Origin of the sequence: Frateuria soli (genome assembly GCF_021117385.1) — a bacterium.
Classification (GTDB): Bacteria; Pseudomonadota; Gammaproteobacteria; order Xanthomonadales; family Rhodanobacteraceae; genus Frateuria_A; species Frateuria_A soli.
The window spans coordinates 1,544,516-1,558,234 of record NZ_CP088252.1 but is presented as its reverse complement, the minus strand read 5'-3'; the positions used below and the strand labels follow the sequence as shown (position 1 = coordinate 1,558,234).

General features: G+C 71.0%; 14 protein-coding genes. 9 read left to right on the top strand and 5 right to left on the bottom strand.

The features are described from left to right. On the bottom strand, positions 1–792 hold the full coding sequence (locus LQ771_RS07160; RefSeq protein WP_231351658.1) for a universal stress protein: 792 nt from the start codon (positions 790–792) through the stop codon (positions 1–3). Between the two features lie 66 nt (positions 793–858). After that, positions 859–1,236 carry an ArsR/SmtB family transcription factor gene (locus LQ771_RS07155; RefSeq protein ID WP_231351657.1) on the bottom strand — a complete coding sequence of 126 codons (378 nt, stop codon included), beginning with the start codon at positions 1,234–1,236 and terminating at the stop codon, positions 859–861. 139 nt (positions 1,237–1,375) lie between these two features. Between LQ771_RS07155 and LQ771_RS07150 the strand changes: the two genes are divergently transcribed. From LQ771_RS07150 to LQ771_RS07115, 8 genes are all read left to right on the top strand, one after another. After that, complete coding sequence (locus tag LQ771_RS07150) at positions 1,376–2,677, top strand: NAD(P)/FAD-dependent oxidoreductase (RefSeq protein WP_231351656.1); 1,302 nt, start codon at positions 1,376–1,378, stop codon at positions 2,675–2,677. After that, a complete protein-coding gene (locus LQ771_RS07145) occupies positions 2,674–2,880 on the top strand; it encodes a YgaP family membrane protein (RefSeq protein ID WP_231351655.1) in 207 nt (68 codons plus the stop codon). Before LQ771_RS07150 ends, LQ771_RS07145 begins: the two co-directional genes overlap by 4 nt. Beyond that, positions 2,877–3,299 carry a DUF302 domain-containing protein gene (locus tag LQ771_RS07140; RefSeq protein ID WP_231351654.1) on the top strand — a complete coding sequence of 141 codons (423 nt, stop codon included), beginning with the start codon at positions 2,877–2,879 and terminating at the stop codon, positions 3,297–3,299. Before LQ771_RS07145 ends, LQ771_RS07140 begins: the two co-directional genes overlap by 4 nt. Further along, positions 3,299–4,375, top strand: a complete 1,077-nt coding sequence (locus LQ771_RS07135) for an efflux RND transporter periplasmic adaptor subunit (RefSeq protein ID WP_231351653.1) — start codon at positions 3,299–3,301, stop codon at positions 4,373–4,375. Before LQ771_RS07140 ends, LQ771_RS07135 begins: the two co-directional genes overlap by 1 nt. After that, positions 4,372–7,596, top strand: a complete 3,225-nt coding sequence (locus LQ771_RS07130) for an efflux RND transporter permease subunit (protein WP_231351652.1) — start codon at positions 4,372–4,374, stop codon at positions 7,594–7,596. Before LQ771_RS07135 ends, LQ771_RS07130 begins: the two co-directional genes overlap by 4 nt. Beyond that, positions 7,593–8,060 carry an OsmC family protein gene (locus LQ771_RS07125; protein WP_231351651.1) on the top strand — a complete coding sequence of 156 codons (468 nt, stop codon included), beginning with the start codon at positions 7,593–7,595 and terminating at the stop codon, positions 8,058–8,060. Before LQ771_RS07130 ends, LQ771_RS07125 begins: the two co-directional genes overlap by 4 nt. 114 nt (positions 8,061–8,174) lie before the next feature. After that, entirely contained in the window at positions 8,175–8,378 is a 204-nt protein-coding gene (locus LQ771_RS07120) for a dodecin family protein (RefSeq protein ID WP_231351650.1), read from the top strand. A 50-nt stretch (positions 8,379–8,428) separates the two neighbouring features. Then, positions 8,429–9,802, top strand: coding sequence for a phosphoribosyltransferase family protein (locus tag LQ771_RS07115; protein ID WP_231351649.1), 1,374 nt, complete (start codon positions 8,429–8,431; stop codon positions 9,800–9,802). A gap of 11 nt (positions 9,803–9,813) precedes the next feature. Here the strand turns inward: LQ771_RS07115 and LQ771_RS07110 are convergent, their stop codons facing one another. The 3 genes from LQ771_RS07110 to LQ771_RS07100 are packed head-to-tail and all read right to left on the bottom strand — an operon-like array spanning position 9,814 to position 12,814. Then, positions 9,814–10,488, bottom strand: coding sequence for an ABC transporter ATP-binding protein (locus LQ771_RS07110; RefSeq protein ID WP_231351648.1), 675 nt, complete (start codon positions 10,486–10,488; stop codon positions 9,814–9,816). Continuing rightward, positions 10,488–11,735, bottom strand: a complete 1,248-nt coding sequence (locus tag LQ771_RS07105; protein ID WP_231351647.1) for an ABC transporter permease — start codon at positions 11,733–11,735, stop codon at positions 10,488–10,490. Before LQ771_RS07105 ends, LQ771_RS07110 begins: the two co-directional genes overlap by 1 nt. After that, a complete protein-coding gene (locus tag LQ771_RS07100) occupies positions 11,732–12,814 on the bottom strand; it encodes an efflux RND transporter periplasmic adaptor subunit (RefSeq protein WP_231351646.1) in 1,083 nt (360 codons plus the stop codon). Before LQ771_RS07100 ends, LQ771_RS07105 begins: the two co-directional genes overlap by 4 nt. Positions 12,815–13,070: 256 nt before the next feature. On the opposite strand from LQ771_RS07100, the gene LQ771_RS07095 reads away from it, so the two are divergent. Next, a complete protein-coding gene (locus LQ771_RS07095) occupies positions 13,071–13,514 on the top strand; it encodes an Hsp20/alpha crystallin family protein (protein ID WP_231351645.1) in 444 nt (147 codons plus the stop codon). Positions 13,515–13,719: the final 205 nt, after the last annotated feature.

Here is a 13,719-nt window from a genome sequence, read left to right as displayed (position 1 = left end):
TCAGGGCGCGAGCAGCAGCGGCAGGCGGCTGTGCCGCAATGAATGACGGGTGGCGCCGCCGAGCAGTCGCTCGCTGGCGCGACGGCGGCCCCAGGCGCCTTGCACCAGCAGGTCGACGCCGAGGCCGGCGGCTTCGTGATGAATGGCTTCGCCCACGTCGCCGCGGGCCTCGAACGGCCGCCACTCGCATGGCACGCCCTGCCGGGCCAGCCACTCGCGCAGCGGAGCGGCGATCCTGGCCCCGGGGCGGTGCGTGCCGTCGAGGACGGTCACCCGGTCGGCCATGCGCAACAGCGGCAGTGCGGCGCGCGCGGCACGGGCCGCCGGCGCGCTGCCGTTCCAGGCAAGCAGCACGTGGCCGATCGCCGGCCGCGCGACCCAGTCGTCCGGTACCAGGATGATCGGACAGCCACCGTGCACCAGCGATTCGGCCAGCCGGCGCGAGGCGTCCTGCAGGCTGACCGGCCAGCCGGGCAGCCGCCCGATGACCAGGTCAGCCAGGCTGGCGCGCTCGGCCACCACCTTGCGGTACACGCCGCAGACCACCTCCCAGCTCCCACCGACGGCGGCCGCCTTGCAGCGCTGCTGCCACCACGCCTCGTCGGCCAGCGCATCGCGCTGTTCCGCCGCCAGGATGCCGGCGCCATCGGGCAGCGCCATCACCACCGCATCGATGGGGATCACGCACAGCCCGGTGACCCAGGCGTGCCACTGGCGGGCCAGCGAAAACGCATAGTCCAGCAAGGGCGCCTCGCGTTCGGGTTCGGCGACGGTAACGATCAGTTCGGTCATGGCACGCTTCCCGCGGGGCGGTTGCACCAAGCATGCGCGCGCCGCGCCGCGCGCGTTTGACCGGGATCAATCGCCGCCGTCGCGATCCTGCCGCGGCGGCCTGCTTCGACGGCCACGGCGAGCGGTCGGGGGCGAACAATAGGCGCCGTGCAGCGTTTCGATCACCGCCTGCGCGGGGCCCGGCTCGAGCGCGTAATGGATCGATTGCGCCTCGCGCCGCGTGCCCACCAGGCCTTCCTCGCGCAGCCGCGCCAGGTGCTGCGAAAGCGCGGACTGGCTGAGGTCCGGCAGCGCCTTGTGGATCTGTCCCACCGTCAACTCGCCGCCCACCAGCAGGCACAGCACCCGCAGGCGCTGTGGATTCCCCAATGCCTTGAGCAGGCGCGCGGCCTCGTCGGCGCGGGCGTGCATGGCGGAAAGGTCGATGGACGGGGTGGTCGGCATGGCGGTTGACTTTAGCAGGTCTGTATATTAGCTTGTGCTTACATTAGATGAAGCTAATATTATCCGCGTTTGATGCCGGTCAAACGCCGCCGTCCCGGCGACGGCGACCCTGCCGACGTATCCACCGGGAGCGATCACCATGGCCAACATCATCGTTCTGGGCGCCGGGCTGGGCGGCACCGCGGCGGCCTACGAGATCCGCGCCGCGCTCGGCAAGGAGCACACCGTCACGCTGGTCGGCGACGGGCCGCGCTTCAACTTCACCCCTTCCAACCCCTGGCTGGCGCTGGGCTCGCGCAAGCGCGAGGACATCGGGTTCGCCATCGCCGAGCCGATGGCGAACCACGACATCCGCTTCGTCGAGGTGCCGGCCGGGAACGTGCTGGCGGCCGAGAGCCGGGTGCAACTGCGCGACGGCCGGATGCTCGACTACGACTACCTGGTGATCGCCACCGGTCCTCGGCTGGCGTTCGACGAGGTACCCGGGCTGGGCCCGGATGGGCACACGCAGTCGATCTGCACCGCGGAACACGCGCAGCGCGCCTGGGAGGCCTACCAGGCGTTCCTGGCCGCGCCGGGTCCGGTGGTGGTCGGCGCGGCGGCGGGCGCCAGCTGCTTCGGACCGGCCTACGAGTTCGCGCTGTTGCTGGACTCCGACCTGCGCAAGCGCAAGCTGCGCGATCGGGTGCCGATCACCTATGTCACGCCCGAGCCGTACATCGGCCACATGGGCCTGGGCGGCGTCGGCGATTCGAAGGGCCTGCTGGAGCGGGAGCTTCGCCAGCGCGAGATCAAGTGGATCACCAGTGCCAAGGTACTCGGCGCCGAGGCCGGCAAGCTGCGGTTGCAGGAGGTCGACGCCAGGGGCGCGCCAGCGGGCGAGAGCGAATTGCCGTTCGCCTACGCGATGCTGCTGCCGGCCTTCACCGGCGTGGACGCGGTGCGCGGCATCGAGGGGCTGACCAACCCGCGCGGCTTCATCCTGATCGACGAGCACCAGCGCAACCCGCGCTTCCGCAACATCTTCGCGGCCGGCGTGTGCGTGGCAATTCCGCCGGTGGAGGCCACCCCCGTGCCCACCGGCGCACCCAAGACCGGCTTCATGATCGAGTCGATGGTGACCGCCATCGCGCACAACCTGCGCGACGAGATCGCCGGCCGCCAGGCCGACGCGCGCGCGACCTGGAACGCGGTGTGCCTGGCCGACATGGGCGATACCGGCGCGGCCTTCGTGGCGCTGCCGCAGATCCCGCCGCGCAACGTCACCTGGGCGAGGGAGGGCAAGTGGGTACACCTGGCCAAGCTCGCCTTCGAGAAGTACTACCTGCACAAGATCCGCACCGGCAACACCGAGCCGGTCTACGAGAAATACGTGCTCAAGCTGCTCGGCATCGAACGGCTCAAGCCGCCCGTCAAACCATCCCAGGGAGACCTTCCATGAACATCGATCGCGTCGTACTCGGCTTTGCCGGAAGCATGGTGCTGCTGTCCGTCGGGCTGGGCTGGTGGGTGTCGCCCGCCTGGTTGTGGCTGGCCGTGTTCGTCGGCGCCAACCTGCTGCAGTCCTCGTTCACCGGCTTCTGCCCGCTGGCGATGATCCTCAAGGGGCTCGGGTTCAAGCCCGGCTGCGCCTTCCCCCGTTGACCCCGCCACCCTTGCCGACCATCGAGGCAACCGCCGTGTACTACATCACCGAAACCGCAAAGTCCTTCGCCCGGGCCGCCGAGGACCTGGATGCCGCCGTGCGCCGCCACGGCTTCGGCGTGCTGCACGTGCATGACATCGGCGCCACGCTGCGCGGCAAGGGCGTGCCGTTCGAGCGCGAGTGCAAGGTGTTCGAAGTCTGCAACCCGCGGCAGGCGGCGACGGTGATGGCAACGGACATGCGCCTGAACATGGCGCTGCCCTGCCGTATCTCGGTCTATACCGAAGACGGGCAGACCCGCATCGGCATGATCGAGCCGGACCATCTGCTGGGCATGCTGTCGGACGATCCCGCGCTGCAGCCGGTGGCCAGCGAGGTCCAGGCGCAGATGCGCCGGATGATCGACGAGGCCCGCTGATGCGCAAGCACCGACCATGGCCGGTGCTGGGTCTGGCGTTCCTGCTGCTGGCCGGCTGCCGCGGCGGTGAGCCGCCGGCGCCGCGCGCGCCATCCGTGCAGGCCGACCTGGCCAGCCGCGTCGTGCACCTGCAGGAGGCCCCGCGCGAACAGGCCTGGGACGGCGTGGTCGAGGCGATCAACCAGGCCACCGTGTCGGCGCAGACCGCCGGGCGCGTAGTCGAGCTGCCGTACGACGTCAACGACACCGTGCCCGAGGGCGCGGTGATCGTGCGCTTCACCGACGTCGAACAGAAGTCCGCACGCAACCGCGCGCAGGCACAGATCGCGGCGGCGCAGGCGGCCTATGACGAGGCGGAAGCGTCGTACAAGCGCGTTGCGGCGATCGCCGAGCGCGGCCTGGTCGCGCGCCAGCAGCTGGACCAGGAGCGCGCCCGACGCGACGCGGCCCGCGCCGCGCTGCAGGCCGCGCAGGCGCAGATGCGCGAGGTCGGCCAGCAGCTGGACTACACCGTGGTGCGCGCGCCGTACGCGGGCATCGTCACGCGTCGCTTCGTGCAGGTCGGCGAGTCGGTGCAGCCGGGCCAGCCTTTGATGGCAGGCGTCTCGCTGAAGGACCTGCGCGTCACCGTGCAGGTGCCGCAAAGCGCGGTCGATGCGATCCGCCGGCTCAATCAGGCCGAAGTGCTGCTGGACGATGGCGCGCGCCGCGTGCCCGCGACGAGGCTGACGGTCTTCCCGTATGCCGATCCGGATACGCACACCTTCAGCGTGCGGCTGGAGCTGCCCGGCGACGACACCGGCCTGTACCCGGGCATGACCGTCAAGGTCGCCTTCGCGGTCGGGCGCGAGCGTCGCCTGCTGGTGCCGGCCTCGGCGCTGGTGCAGCGGGGCGAGCTGCAGGGTGTCTACGTGCTGGGGCAGGGCGCGCCGCAGTTGCGCCAGGTGCGCACCGGTGCGCGCTACGGCGACGCGGTCGAGGTGTTGGCCGGTCTGGACGATGGCGAGCGCATCGCGCTCGATCCGGCCGCGGCGGCGCGCTGGATCGGCGCGCACCGCAACGAGGCGGCGCCGTGAGCGAGCCGAAGCTCGGTTTCTCCGGCCGCATCGCGCGCGCCTTCCAGGCCTCCCCGCTCACCCCGATCCTGGCGCTGGCCGCGCTGCTGCTCGGGCTGGCCGCGGCGGCGATCACGCCGCGCGAGGAGGAGCCGCAGATCGACGTGACCATGGCCAACGTGATGGTGCCGTTCCCCGGCGCCGGCGTGCGCGACGTGGAAAACCTGGTGGCCTTCCCGCTGGAGCAGAAGCTCTCCGAGATCGAGGGCGTCAAGCACGTCTATTCGGTGAGCCAGCCGGGGATGGCGGTGCTGACGGTCGAGTTCGAAGTCGGCGTGCCCCGCCAGGCCGCGATCGTGCGGCTGTACAACCAGGTCTTCCAGAACCAGGACTTCGTGCCGCCCGGGCTGGGCGTCGGGCCGCCGTTGATCCGGCCGATGGGCATCGACGACGTGCCGGTGATGGCGCTGACCTTGTGGAGCGACGCGCCGGCGCAGAACCCCACCCGCCTGGCCGAGGTGGCGCACACGCTGGAGACCGATCTGAAGCGCGTGCCCGGCACCCGCGATGTCTACACGCTGGGCGCACCGACGCGCGCGGTGGTGGTGGAGCTGGACGCCGCGCGGCTGGCCGCCTACGGCATGGCGGTCGGCGACCTCGCCGGGGCGCTCAAGGCGGCGAACGTGGTCACCCAGGCCGGCGAGCGGGTGACCGGCGACCGCGCCATCCCGGTGACCGCGGGAAGCTTCCTGGCCAATGCCGGCGACGTGGCCAACCTGGTGATCGGCCTCAAGCACGGCCAGCCGGTATTCCTGTCCGACGTGGCGCGCATCCATGCCGGCGCCGACCTGCCCAGCCGCTACGTCTGGTTCGGCGCGCCGGCAAGCAAGGGCGGCCCGGCCGGCAATGCCCCGGCGGTCACCCTGGCGGTGGCCAAGAAACCCGGCGCCAATGCCGCCGACATCACCAGCGCCATCACCGCGCGGCTGGGCGCGCTGCGCAACGTGACCATCCCCGCCGGCGTGCACGTGACGGTGACCCGCGACTACGGCCAGACCGCCACCGACAAGGCGAACAAGCTGATCCACAAGCTCATCTTCGCCACCGGTTCGGTGGTGCTGCTGGTGCTGTTCGCGCTGGGCTGGCGCGAGGCGATCGTGGTCGGCACTGCGGTCATCATCACGCTGATGCTTACCCTGTTCGCGTCGTGGGCGATGGGCTTCACCCTCAACCGCGTGTCGCTGTTCGCGCTGATCTTCTCCATCGGCATCCTGGTCGACGATGCGATCGTGGTGGTGGAGAACATCCACCGGCACATGGCGCTGGGCGGACGCACCCTGCGCGAGGCGATCCCCGAGGCGGTGAGCGAGGTCGGCGGACCGACCATCCTGGCCACCTTCACGGTGATCGCCGCGCTGCTGCCGATGGCGTTCGTGTCGGGGCTGATGGGGCCGTACATGCGGCCGATCCCGATCAACGCCTCGGCCGGCATGCTGCTGTCGCTGGCGGTGGCGCTGATCGTCACGCCGTGGCTGGCGCTCAAGCTGCTGGGGCACCACGGGCACGGCGGCGAAAGCGCCCACGCGCCGGCCGACAGTCGCCTGCACCGCCTGTTCGGGCGGGTGATGACGCCGTTCATCGCCGGCGAGAAGGCACGCCGTCGCCGGCGATTGCTGTTCGCCGCGATGGGCGTGCTGGTGCTGGCGGCGGTCGGGCTGGTGGTGGTCAAGGCGGTAGTCCTCAAGATGCTGCCGTTCGACAACAAGTCCGAATTCCAGGTGGTCGTGGACATGCCCGAGGGCAGCACGCTGGAGCGCACCAACCGCGTGCTCGGCGAGCTGGCCCAGGCCGTGGCCACGCTGCCGGAAGTGGCCAACTGGCAGGGCTACGCCGGCACCGCAGCCCCGATCACCTTCAACGGGCTAGTGCGCCAGTACTACCTGCGCGGCGGCGCCAACGTCGGCGACCTGCAGGTGAACCTGGTGGACAAGGCGCTGCGCGACCGCCAGAGCCATGCCATCGCGCTGGCGATCCGGCCCGAGCTGGCGAAGATCGGCGCGCGCCACGGTGCCTCGGTGAAGATCGTCGAAGTGCCACCCGGCCCGCCCGTGCTCGCACCCATCGTGGCCGAGGTCTACGGACCGGACTACGACACGGTGCGGCGCACCGCGCTGGCACTGGAGCGTCGCTTCAAGGCCAACCCGGACGTGGTCGATGTCGATTCCAGCGTCGAGGACGCCGCGCCGCGCGAAGTGATGGTGGTCGACCGCGAGCGTGCCGCACGGCTGGGCCTGGACCAGGCCGGCATCGCGCAGGCCTTGCGCACCGCGCTTTCCGGCGAGGACGCCACCTACCTGATGGACGGCAACGCGCGTTACGCCGTGCCGGTGCGCCTGCGCCTGCCGGCCGGCGACCAGGCCTCGCTGGCGCAGTTGCTGGCACTGGAAGTGCGTGCCCGCAACGGCGCGCTGGTGCCGCTGTCCGAAGTGGTGAGCGTGCGCCCGGCCAGCTGGGAGCAGGCGATCTACCACAAGGACCTGCTGCCCTACGCCTACGTTACCGGCGACGATGCCGGCGCCACCGACAGCCCGCTGTACGGCATGTTCAGCCTGGTCGGCACCCTGCGCGAGCACGACGTCGCCGGTGCGCGGCTGGGCCAGCACTTCATCGCGCAGCCACCGGACACCAGCGCGCCCTCGGTGAAGTGGGACGGCGAATGGCAGATCACCTACGAGACCTTCCGCGACATGGGCCTGGCCTACTCGGTCGGCCTGCTGCTGATCTACCTGCTGGTGGTCGGCCAGTTCAGGAGCTACCTGGTGCCGCTGATCATCATGGCGCCGATCCCGCTGACCGTGATCGGCGTGATGCCCGGCCATGCGCTGGTCGGCGCGCAGTACACCGCCACCTCGATGATCGGCATGATCGCGCTGGCCGGCATCATCGTGCGCAACTCGATCCTGCTGATCGACTTCATCAACCACGCGCTGGCCGCCGGCCGGCCGCTGGGCGAGGCGGTGGTCGAAGCGGCGGCGGTGCGTGCCAAGCCGATCGTGCTGACCGGCGTGGCCGCGATGGTCGGCGGTTTCTTCATCATCGACGACCCGATCTTCCAGGGCCTGGCGGTGTCACTGATCTTCGGCATCCTGGTGTCCACGGTGCTCACCCTGCTGGTGATCCCGCTGCTTTACTACGCATGGCTGGCGCACCGGGCGCCGCAGATCGAAGGAGAGGTGACGTGAGCGAGGCACAGACGGTCGAGATCAGCCTGACCCAGGTAGGCGATTACGAGTTCAACGTGCGCTTCGACGGCACCGCGATAGGCGAGCTGGCGACCGACGAGCCGCCGCCGCTGGGACAGGGCCACGGCCCCAACCCGTCGCGCCTGCTGGCCACGGCGGTCGCCAACTGCCTGGCGGCCAGCCTGCTGTTCGCGCTGCGCAAGTTCGGCAACACGCCGGCGCCGTTGACCGCGAAGGCGCGCGCGACCATCGCCCGCAACGCGGGCGGGCGCTGGCGCGTGCCGCGCATCGAGGTCGACCTGCAGCTCGCCGATGCTGCCGACTCGCTCGACCACCTCGACCGCGTGCTGGCGCAGTTCGAGGACTTCTGCGTGGTTACCGGCAGCGTGCGCCAGGGCGTCGAGGTCGACGTGCGCGTGCTCGATCCGGCGGGCGTGGCCTTGCCCCTGCGCGCCGATCGCTGAGGGCTTCCGGCCGGCCAAGTTGATCACGATCAAGCCGGTCCGCGTCCGGCGGCCTAGGGTGGGGCGTGACCGGCGTGCACTGCGCCGGATCTGCCAACCGCCGGAGGATGCGTCATGAGCGTCGCCAAGGTCATCGAAATCATTTCCGAATCTCCCGACAGCGTCGAAGACGCCGTACAGCAGGGCCTGGAGCGCGCGGCCCGGACGCTGGACGGGATCAAGGGCGCATGGATCAGCGAGACCAAGGTCGTCACCGGGCCGGACGGCAAGATCCAGGCGTGGCGCGTGTGCATGCGGGTCAGCTTCGTGATCGGCTGAACGGCGCCAATCGCAAGTGGCCGCACGCGCAGGTTGCGGCCGGAGTGAGGATGATGAAGCGTTTCCCGTCTTCCACCAGCCGGCGCTACGCCGACCGTGACGACGCCGGCCGGCAACTGGCCGAAGCGTTGGCAGACTTCCGTGGCCAGCGCCCGCTCGTGCTCGCCATCCCGCGCGGCGGAGTCCCGGTCGGGCGCATCGTCGCCGACGCGCTGGACGGCGACCTGGACGTGGTGCTGGTGCGCAAGCTCGGCTCGCCGATCAACTGCGAGGTGGCCATCGGCGCGGTCGACGAGCAGGGGCGTGTCCAGCTGACCGCCAGCGCCGGCGTGGCCGGTGCGGGCATGAGCTACGTGCGCGCAGAAGCCGCCCGTCAACTGGCGACGATCCGCAAGCGCCGTGCCGCCTACAGTCCCGGCCGTCATCCCGCCGATCCCACCGGCCGCGTGGTGATCGTGGTCGACGATGGCCTGGCCACCGGCGCGACCATGCGCGCCGCGCTGGCCGCCGTGCGCCGGCAACATCCGGCGTTGCTGGTGGCGGCGGTGCCGGTGGCGGCGCCGGAGAGCCTGGCCGAGCTGGAGGATCTCGCCGACCGTGTCGTGTGCCTGCTCGCGCCCGCGCACTTCCGCGCCGTCGGCGCTTTCTACGGCGAGTTCGAGCCGGTGGACGACACCGACGTGCTGCACCTGCTGTCGGCCCCGCCCAGGGCAGACGCCGGCCTGCCGGTCCCGCAGGCGGTCACCTTCGATCTGCCGGATGCGTGCCTGCCGGGCGACCTGGCGATGCCGCCGGATGCACGCGGGCTGGTGATCTTCGCCCACGGCAGCGGCGCCGATCGCGACAGCCCTCGTGACCGCTGCCTGGCCCATCTCCTGCAGCGCTCGGGCATGGGCACGTTGCTGTTCGACATGCTGACGCCGGAAGAGGTCATTTCGCCCGCCGCGGTATTCGACATCGCCGCGCTCGCCGACCGGCTCGCCGCGGTGGTCGCGGCGGTACGGCGCGACCCGGCGCTGGGCCAGCTTCCGCTGGGCCTGTTCGGTGCCGGCACCGGCGCCGGCGCGGTGCTGGCGGTGGCCGCGCAGCGGCCGCGCGACGTGGCCGCGGTGGTGTCGCGCAGCGGACGACCCGATCTCGCCGGCGCGGCCACGCTGGCCCGGGTGACCGCGCCCACGCTACTGATCGTGGCCGGGCTGGACCGGCAGGTGCTCTCGCTCAACCGCGCCGCACAGCGCCGCATTCCCGCCAAGAACGAACTGGCGGTGGTGCCCGGGGCGACGCACCTGTTCCCCGAGCCGGGCACCCTCGAGACTGCCTCCAGGCTCGCCCGCGACTGGTTCGCGCGCTGGCTGGGCACGCGCATCCACGCACCGCGCCGCAAGCCGTCCAACGGCCCCGATGCGGGCCGGCTTGCCGGCTAGGCGGGCGCCGTTCATGGCTGGATGCGTCCGTCGACGATGCGGATGCGCCGGTCGGCCTGCGCGGCGAAATCCGGATCGTGCGTCACCACCGCGACGGCGCGTCCCTGTTCGTGCGCCAGCGCCAGCACGGTGCGCTGCACGTTGCGGCTGGCGACACTGTCCAGGTTGCCGGTCGGCTCGTCGGCGAGCACCAGCATCGGATCGTTGGCCAGCGCGCGGGCGATCGCCACGCGCTGACTCTGGCCACCGGACAACTGCCGCGGCGACTTGTCGAACTGCGATGCCAGGTCCAGCCCGGCCAGCAGGGCGCATGCGCGTTCGCGGATCGTCGCCTCGTCATACGCACCCAGCCGGCGCATCGGCAGCATCACGTTCTCGCAGGCGCTGAACTCCGGCAGCAGGAAGTGCGACTGGAACACGAAGCCGATCGACCGCAGCCGCGCCCGCGAACGTTCCGCTTCGCCGTAGTCGGCGGTATCGGTGCCGTCCAGCCAGACGCGCCCCGCGCTGGGCAGGTCGAGCAGCCCCATCAGGTAGAGCAGGGACGACTTGCCCGAGCCCGACGGGCCGGTGATCGCCACGCATTCGCCGCCGTCGATGCGCAGGCTGGCGTCGTCCACCAGGGTCACCGGCACCTCGCCTTCGAGCCGGCGCGTCACGTGCTCCAGCCGGATCGCCTCGGCCATCAGGTGCCCCCGCGCAGCACGTCGACCGGCTCGACCTTGGCCGCGCGACGCGCCGGCAGATAGGCGGCGATCATCGCCGCGAGCATCGCCACCCCGCCGGCCAGCACGAACTGGAACAGGCTCCAGTCGATCACCAGGTAGTTGACGTCGGTACTTCCGGGCACGCGGAAATGGATGCGCATCAATCCGGCCATCAGCCCGCAGCCCAGCCCGATCCCGAACACGTTTCCGACCGCGCCGATCAGCGCGCCCTGCGCCAGGAACATGCCTTCGACGTCGCGCGCCTCGAAACCCATCGCGCGCAGGATCGCGATGTCCCGCTGCTTCTCCAGCACCACGGTCGAGATCACGTTGTAGATGCCGAACGCGGCGACCACCAGCACCGCGCCGACCACCGCGTACATGATCACGCTGCGGATCGCCAGCGCACTCATCAGGTCCTCGGACCGCTCCTGCCAGGACACGGTCTTGTAGCGCACGCGCTGTTCGATGCGGGCCGCTTCCAGCCGCGCGGCCTGGGGGTCGGCCAGCCTGATCACGATGGTATTGATGCGATTGGGCCGGTCGAGCATGGACTGCACGCGCTTGAGCGCGACGAACGCCTGGCCGGCATCGAAGTCCGCGCGCCCGGTGTGAAACAGGCCGATGATCTTGAACGTGCGCACCTGGCCGGTGGTACTGGCCACGCGCAGGTTGCTCCCCATCGACAGGCTCATCCGGCGCGCCAGCTCGTCGCCGACGACGATGCCGTTGGGGTTGGCCTCCAGCTCGTCGAGCGAGCCGCGCACCATGTAGCGGCGGATCGTCGAGACCTGCGCGTACTCGCTGGCGACGATGCCGTAGAGCCCGATCGCGCGGTCCTTGCCGGCAAAACTCGCCAGCGCCTGGCCACTCAGCACCGCCGACGCGCGCAGTCCCGGCGTGCGCCGCAGGTAGTCGAGGATCTGCGCGTAGCCGCGGATGCCGCGCGTCTCGGTCTGCGGCACCAGATGATCCAGTTGCACCGCGGCGTCCGGGAAGAGCTCGCTCACCGGTTGTACCGTCGGGTCGCGGTATTCGTCCTCGATCGTGATGTGCGGCGCGTTGTCCACCAGCCGGTGCATGATGTCCTGCTCGGAGCCGCGCATCATCGCCGAGATCGCCAGGAAGAAGGACACGCCCAGCACCACGCCCAGCAGCGAGACGATGCTCTGGCGCCGGCGCGCCAGCAGGTGCCGCGCGGCGATGTCCACCAGCAGGCGGATCATGGCCGCGCTCCGCCATCGGCCACCCGCACCCTGGCGCCCTCGCGCAGGCCTGCCGCCGGCATGGCCACCACCGCGTCGCCCTCGGATACGCCCGCGGCGATCTCGACCTGGCGCTCGCCGCGGATGCCCACGTCGACGCGCCGCGACTGCAGCCGGCCGCCGCTGGCGACCCATACGCGGTCGGCGGCCAGTGCGCTGTCGGGCAGCAGCAGGGCGTGGTCGTGGCGGCGCACGATGATGTTGACCTCGGCGGTCATGCCGACCCGCAGCGGCGTGTCGCCGTCGATCGCGATGCGCACGCGGTAGCTGCGGCCGGTCGGGTCGCCCTTGGGCGTGATGCTGCGGACACGGCCCTGGAACACCCGGCCGGGAAAGGCGTCGGCGCGGATCAGTACCGCTTGCCCGGGCACCACCCGCGCGATGTCCTCCTCGTCGACGTCGGTGGTGACCCGCGGCGGCGAGTCGACCGCGAGCCAGAACAGCGCCGCTCCGGGCGTCATCAGCTGGCCGATCTCGCCATCGCGGCGGATCACCGTGCCGCCGGTGGGCGCCAGCAGCCGCGCGTAGCGCAGCTCGGCGGCGGCGCGCTCGGCGGCCGAGCGCGCCGCCAGCCAGTCCGCGCGGGCCTTGTCGTATTGCGTGCGCGCGATCACGCCGCGCGGGAGCAGGGCGGCATAGCGGCGGTACTCGGACTGCGCGAAGGCCTCCTGCGAGCGCAGTTGCGCCAGGTTGCTGGCCAGGTCGGTGTCCTCCAGCCGGGCCAGTTGCTGGCCGGCACGCACGCGGTCGCCTTCGTCCACGTCAAGTTCGACCAGGCGCGCGGTGATGCGCGCGGCGATCGGCAGCATGACGGTCGGCTCCACCGTGCCGGTGGCGTAGACCGCCTCGATGGCGGTGCCGCGGTGGGCGTGCACCACCGACACCCGCGGCGGCAGCATCCACCAGGCTGCCAGCGCGATCAGCCCGGGCACCAGCACGCTGCCGGCGAGCCACGCGAGCGCGTGGCGGCGACGCGCCGGACGCGGGGTCGCTACGCGGCTGGATGCTGCCGGTCTGGCAAGGGGGGCGTCGTCTGGCATTCGGCATGCTCCGCGACGGATGCGGGGCCTTCCCGGGCGCGCCGAACCGTTGACCGGCAGGATAGGTCGCCGGTGCAGGCGGGTTTTGATGCACGTCAACGGCGCCATGCGCGTGAGTGCGACCAGGCGTGCCGGGCGCGCCCCATGGCGGTTTGACGTCGATCAAATCCGCTCCGGCGGCGCGGCGTAGCGTCGACGCTGGCCCCGCGGGCATGGCGCCCGCGGGTTTCCCCGCATCGATCGGAGACTTGCCATCATGACCATGCTTACACGCTGGAATCCGTTGAAGCCGCTGTCGCGGTCCGAGCCGAACGACTTCGACGAGCTGTTCCGCAACTTCGGATTGCGCACGATGTTCAGGGACCTGGAAGTGGCGCCCGAAATCCGCGTCGACGTCAGCGAGAACGACGAGGCCTACGACATCCAGGCGGATGTCCCGGGCGTGCGCAAGGAAGACATCGACATCACGATCGACGGCAACCAGGTATCGATCACCGCCGAAACCAAGCGCGAATCGGAACGGAAGGACGGCAGCCGCGAGGTGTGCACCGAGCGCTACTACGGCCAGGTGTTCCGCTCCTTCAGCCTGCCGACCGACGTCGACGATGCCAAGGCGCAGGCCCGCTACGAGAACGGCGTGCTGAGCCTGCACCTGCCCAAGAAGCCCAACGGCCAGCAGAAGCGGATCAAGGTCGCCTGAGCGCGCCCGGCTTCGGCCGAGCCAACGACGGGGCGCCCGCACAGGGCGCCCGTTTTCCGTGCGGCGCCGATCCCGCCCGAAGGACCACGTGTGACCGCATCGTCGCGATGGATGTCGCGCGGTTCGCGCGCAGCGATCGCTCACGGTTTGTGAGCTGCCCGCGTCGGCGGCCCGTCGGGCCAGCGTGCGGCCTGACGCGCACCCC